We start from the raw sequence: 3,062 nt of genomic DNA on the forward strand, positions 1-3,062 counted from the left end.
AGAGACAGCACCCGAAGCCCGAAACGGGCCCGCCGGTGGCCGCCCCAGGTCGTTCTCGCCCGGACGGTCGTCGCGCTGCTGCTCGCCGGGTACGCCGTGGTGAGCCTCTACCCGTTCCTCTGGATGGTCTCGGCGGCCTTCAAGACCCAGCAGGAGGTCATCGCCGGCGGCCACCTCATCCCGCGCGATCCCACCCTGAGTACCCTGGTCGACACCTGGAACCGGCTGCACTTCTTCGACTACTTCGTCAACAGCCTCCAGGTGACCGTGGCCACCACCGTCGGCGTCGTGGTGATCTACTCGGCCGCCTCGTACGCCTTCGCCGTCCTGCACTTTCCCGGCCGCGTCGCGCTCTACCGGCTCTTCGTCGCGCTGCTCTTCGTGCCCGGCGTCGTCACGCTGCTGCCCGTCGTCCTGTTGGAGAACCGGCTGGCGATCCTCGGTACCCACCTCGGCCTGGTCCTGCCGTTCGTCAACGGAACCGCGCCGTTCGCGGTCCTGCTGCTGACCAACGCGTTCCGGTCGGTGCCGGCCGAACTGCGCGACTCGGCGCGGGTGGACGGGGCCGGCGAACTGCGGATCTTCGCCCGGGTGTACCTGCCGCTCGCCCGTCCCGCCCTCGTGACGATCGCGCTGCTGACCGCCATCCCGACCTGGAACGAGTACCTGCTGACCCGGGTCTCGCTCAACGACCCCGCCACCTACACCCTGCCGATCGCCCTCCAGGCGCTGAAGTCCTCGCAGGTGGTGCAGTACAACTCGCTGATGGCCGGCGCGCTGATCGTCGTCATCCCGGTCATCATCGGGTTCCTCGCCGCCCAGCGGTACTTCGTGAACGGCCTCACCGGGGCGATCAAGGGCTGATCGGGAAGTAGGGGGAGAGCATGTCCGAACAGGAGATCCGGCGCTGCGCGCTGGGCGCCGACGACGTCGTACTGGTCACCGGTGCGGCCGGCGTCATCGGCAAGGTCGTCGTGCCACACCTGGCCGACTCGGGGCTGCGGGTCGTCGCCGTCGACCGGGCGCCGTTCACCAGCCCCAGGGCCGAACTGGTACTCGTCGGCGACGTCCGGGACCGCGCGTTCGTCGAGGAGAGCCTGCGCCCGTTCGGCCGTCCGGTCGACGGCGTCGTGCACCTCGCCGCGATCGCCGCGCCCGGTCAACTGCCCGAGGACGAGACCCTCGCGCAGAACGTCCAGGGCGCCTACCTCGTCCTCGACGGCGCCGGCCGGGCGGGCGTACGGTGCGCGGTCGCGGCCTCCAGCGTCGCGGCGTACGGGTACGCCTGGGCCGGGCGGGACCTGTCCCCGCCGTACGTGCCGATCGACGAGGACCAGGAATCGGTGGCGATCGACTCGTACGGGCTGTCGAAGACGGTGACCGAGCAGGTCGGCGCGTTCGCCACCCGGCGGTGGGGGATGCCGACCACCCTGCTGCGGTTTCCGTTCGTCGGCGACGGGAAGCGGCTGGCGTCCCAGTTGGCGCGGATCCGGCGGAACGTGGCCGGCAACCGCCGGGAGCTGTGGGCGTGGCTCGACACCCGGGACGCGGCGTACGCCGTCCACGCCGTGCTGACCTCCGGTCTCACCGGCCACCATGTAGTGAACGTCGCCGCCCCCGACACCTCGGCGACGGTGCCGACCGCCGACCTGCTGGAGAGGTTCCATCCGACCACGCAGGTCCGGGCACCGCTGCGCGGCGTCGACTCGCTGGTGGACAGCTCCGCCGCGCACCGGCTGTTCGGCTTCGAGGCCCGGCACGGCTGGCGCGACGAGGCCGCCCTCTGAAGCGCACCGTGCTAAACCTGGTCCAGAGCCCATCCCAGCGAGGAGAAGCCGGTGACCCGACGCCAGCGCACCGAGAAGCTGACCCTGTCTGCCGTGCCGGAGCAGCCCACGCTGTCCCCGGACGAGAGCCCCTCGAAGGTCGGCTGAGATGGCGGGTGACGTGCTGCGGGAACGGTTCCGGGCGGCACTGCCGGCGATGCTGGCCGACATCGAGGCGCTGGTGACCTGCGAGTCACCGTCGGCGGACCACGCCGCGGTGGCGGCCAGCGCCGAGGTGGTCGCCCGGATCGGTACCCGGCTGCTCGGCGTGGCACCGGAACGGATCGTCCTCGACGGCTGCACACACCTGCGCTGGCGGCTCGGCGACGGGCCGTCCCGGGTGCTGCTGCTCGGCCATCACGACACGGTGTGGCCGCTGGGCACGCTGGCCAGCCATCCGTTCGACGTGACCGACGGCGTACTGCGCGGACCGGGTTGTGTCGACATGCTGGCCGGCCTGGTGCTGGGCCTGCACGCCGTGGCGGCGTTGGCCGACCGGTCAGGGGTGACGATCCTGGTCACCGGCGACGAGGAACTCGGCTCACCGAGTTCGCGGGCGCTCGTCGAGGCCGAGGCGACCGGCTGTGCCGGTGCACTGGTGCTGGAGGCGGCGGCCGGCGGCGGTGCGCTCAAGACCGAACGCAAGGGTGTGTCGCGTTACCGGGTCGAGGTGACCGGCCTGGCCGCGCACGCCGGGCTGGAGCCGGAGCGTGGCGCCAACGCCACGGTGGAGCTGGCGCACCAGGTACTCGCGGTGAACGCCCTCGGCGACCCGGACCGGGGTACGACCGTCACGCCCACGCTGATCGCGGCCGGCACCACCGTGAACACCGTTCCGGACGCGGGCGGCCTCTCCGTCGACGTGCGGGTCCGCGACGCCGCCGAGCAGGACCGGGTGGACGCGGCGATGCGGGCGCTGACGCCGGTGCTGCCCGGGGCCCGGCTCGCGGTGACCGCTGGGCCCAGCCGGCCGCCGCTGGCGGCGAGCGCGTCGGCGGAGCTGTTCGCGCTCGCCGAGGTGCTCGCCGCGCGACTCGGGCTGCCACCGCTGCGTGCCGCCGCCGTGGGTGGCGGCTCGGACGGCAACCTCACCGCGGGAGTCGGCACGCCGACTCTGGACGGTCTGGGTGCGATCGGTGGTGGGGCGCACGCCGACGACGAGCATGTGCTCGTGGCGGAGCTGTCCGGCCGGGCGGCGCTGGTGGCGGCGCTCACCGAACATCTTCGCGGTGGGGG

At 72.6% G+C, this 3,062-nt stretch carries 3 protein-coding genes; all 3 read left to right on the plus strand.

Annotated elements, in window-relative coordinates:
- Positions 1-864, plus strand: an 864-nt coding sequence (locus tag I0C86_RS38930) for a carbohydrate ABC transporter permease (protein ID WP_230395533.1), incomplete at its 5' end; no start/stop codon positions are given.
- A gap of 20 nt (positions 865-884) precedes the next feature.
- The gene (locus I0C86_RS38935) at positions 885-1,787 is read left to right on the plus strand and encodes an NAD-dependent epimerase/dehydratase family protein (protein WP_196206324.1); all 903 of its coding nucleotides are present in this window, start codon (positions 885-887) and stop codon (positions 1,785-1,787) included.
- Between the two features lie 148 nt (positions 1,788-1,935).
- Positions 1,936-3,062, plus strand: a 1,127-nt coding sequence (locus I0C86_RS38940) for a M20 family metallopeptidase (protein ID WP_196206325.1), incomplete at its 3' end; no start/stop codon positions are given.

It is taken from the genome of Plantactinospora alkalitolerans (genome assembly GCF_015690345.1).
GTDB lineage: Bacteria > Actinomycetota > Actinomycetes > Mycobacteriales > Micromonosporaceae > Plantactinospora > Plantactinospora alkalitolerans.